Origin of the sequence: Rhodococcus sp. CX (assembly GCF_015865005.1) — a bacterium.
Taxonomy (GTDB): Bacteria; Actinomycetota; Actinomycetes; order Mycobacteriales; family Mycobacteriaceae; genus Rhodococcus.
In genome coordinates this window covers 1-1,768 of record NZ_JADZGH010000263.1, presented here as the reverse complement: position 1 = coordinate 1,768, position 1,768 = coordinate 1, and the positions used below count along the sequence as shown (strand labels likewise).

Annotated in this window: 2 protein-coding genes and 1 pseudogene; 1 reads left to right on the top strand and 2 read right to left on the bottom strand. The window is 70.2% G+C overall.

Annotated elements, in window-relative coordinates; translation table 11 throughout:
• Positions 1-305, bottom strand: a 305-nt coding sequence (locus tag I0Q12_RS34250) for a lipid droplet-associated protein (RefSeq protein WP_231611674.1), incomplete at its 3' end; no start/stop codon positions are given.
• Positions 306-406: 101 nt separating this feature from the next.
• On the opposite strand from I0Q12_RS34250, the gene I0Q12_RS29145 reads away from it, so the two are divergent.
• The gene (locus tag I0Q12_RS29145) at positions 407-1,408 is read left to right on the top strand and encodes a 4-hydroxy-3-methylbut-2-enyl diphosphate reductase (protein ID WP_197257187.1); all 1,002 of its coding nucleotides are present in this window, start codon (positions 407-409) and stop codon (positions 1,406-1,408) included.
• 72 nt (positions 1,409-1,480) lie between these two features.
• Here I0Q12_RS29145 and I0Q12_RS29140 read toward each other — a convergent pair.
• Positions 1,481-1,768: pseudogene (locus I0Q12_RS29140) on the bottom strand (hypothetical protein); the annotation flags it as partial.

The window sequence follows — 1,768 nt, the reverse complement described above, 5'->3', positions numbered from 1 at the left end:
AACCGGCCGGGCGCCTCCGACTGCTCCGCCCCGTTGGTGGCGGCGTTCGGTGCCGGAGCCTCGTCCTCGTCGAACACCGCCCACTCCGGGGTTTCCTCGGCTCGGGCGCCCAGCGCCTCGAACAGACGATCCCCCTTGATCGCGAGCGCGGTCATCGACTGCTGGATCCTCATCGTCGTCTGCAGGACCTGGCTGACCGTCGTCATCGGCAGCGCGAGGGCGGTCGACGGCAGCTTGAGTGTCTCTTCGTAGGCGGTGACGGCGACCCCGGCCGCCACCCGAGCCATGAACGGTGGACGGATCATGCCCCCAAGACTGCCTCACGAGCCCCACGATTGGTAGCCGAGGTGGGCCGTGACGGAAGCCGAGGCGGGCTCCGCCCCGCATCGGCCCGTACCCTGGAGGCATGTCTGCGCCTGTTCCACTCGAAGTCGGTATCACACGGTCGGCGGGGACCGCGTCCGCAGGGAAGCGGGTGTTGCTCGCCGAACCCCGCGGATACTGCGCCGGGGTCGACCGCGCGGTCGAGACCGTGGAGAAGGCGCTCGAGAAGCACGGCGCCCCGATCTACGTGCGGAAAGAGATCGTCCACAACCGGCACGTGGTGGACACGCTTGCCGAGCGCGGTGTCGTGTTCGTCGACGAAACCGACCAGGTTCCACCCGGATCGGTCCTGGTCTTCTCCGCACACGGGGTGTCCCCGGCGGTCCACCAGGCGGCCGCCGCCCGCGACCTGCACACCATCGACGCGACCTGCCCGCTCGTGACCAAGGTCCATCAGGAAGCCAAGCGCTTCGCCCGCGACGACTACGACATTCTGCTCATCGGGCACGAAGGCCACGAGGAAGTCGAGGGCACCGCAGGTGAGGCCCCCGATCACGTACAACTGGTCGACGGCCCCGACGCCGTCGACGCCGTCCGGGTCCGCGACGAATCGAAGGTGATCTGGCTCTCGCAGACCACGCTGAGCGTCGACGAAACCATGGAGACCGTGAAACGGCTGCGCGAGAAGTTCCCGCAGCTGCAGGACCCGCCGAGCGACGACATCTGCTACGCCACCCAGAACCGTCAGGTCGCGGTGAAGGCGATGGCTCCCGAATGCGAACTGGTGATCGTCGTCGGATCACGCAACTCGTCGAATTCGGTGCGCCTCGTCGAGGTGGCGCTCGGCGCAGGCGCGAAGGCCGCGCACCTCGTCGACTACGCGCGTGAGGTCGATCCGGCCTGGCTCGACGGCGTCGAGACCGTCGGCATCACCTCGGGGGCGTCGGTGCCCGAGATCCTCGTGCGCGGCGTGCTCGATCTGCTCGCCGAACACGGTTACCGCGACGTGCAGACCGTCACCACCGCCAACGAGACGCTGGTGTTCGCACTCCCACGCGAGCTGCGCGCAGCCAGGGCCAGGTAAGGCGGCTGCGCCGCCGGTGTGCCTTTGTGGCGGCCGGAGCCGCCAGAAGTACACACCGGCGCGAAGCGCAGCTCAGTCCTCGTAGCGGTCGCGGTAACGCACAGCGGGCGGCGGGTAGGCGGGGGTGCTCACCTGCGGTCGGGGCGTCGCGCGCGGCGGTGCCTGCCGCTCCGGCTGCGGCTCGCGGCGGCGCGGATCCGGTTCACGGCGCGGCGCCGATTCCGACCTCCGTGCGCGGGCGTCGTCTGCCGGGCGCCGCTGAACGGACGGATTGTCGCGGGTGTCGGCGACCTGCCGGACGGACGTCTTCGTCGGGTCGGCCGCCTCGCGCTCCCGGCGGGACCGCGCCGGATTCTGCGG

What these genes read in the sequence shown, in the direction of transcription:
- I0Q12_RS29145 (WP_197257187.1), top strand. Translation starts at nt 407, where the DNA reads ATGTCTGCGCCTGTTCCACTCGAAGTCGGTATCACACGGTCGGCGGGG.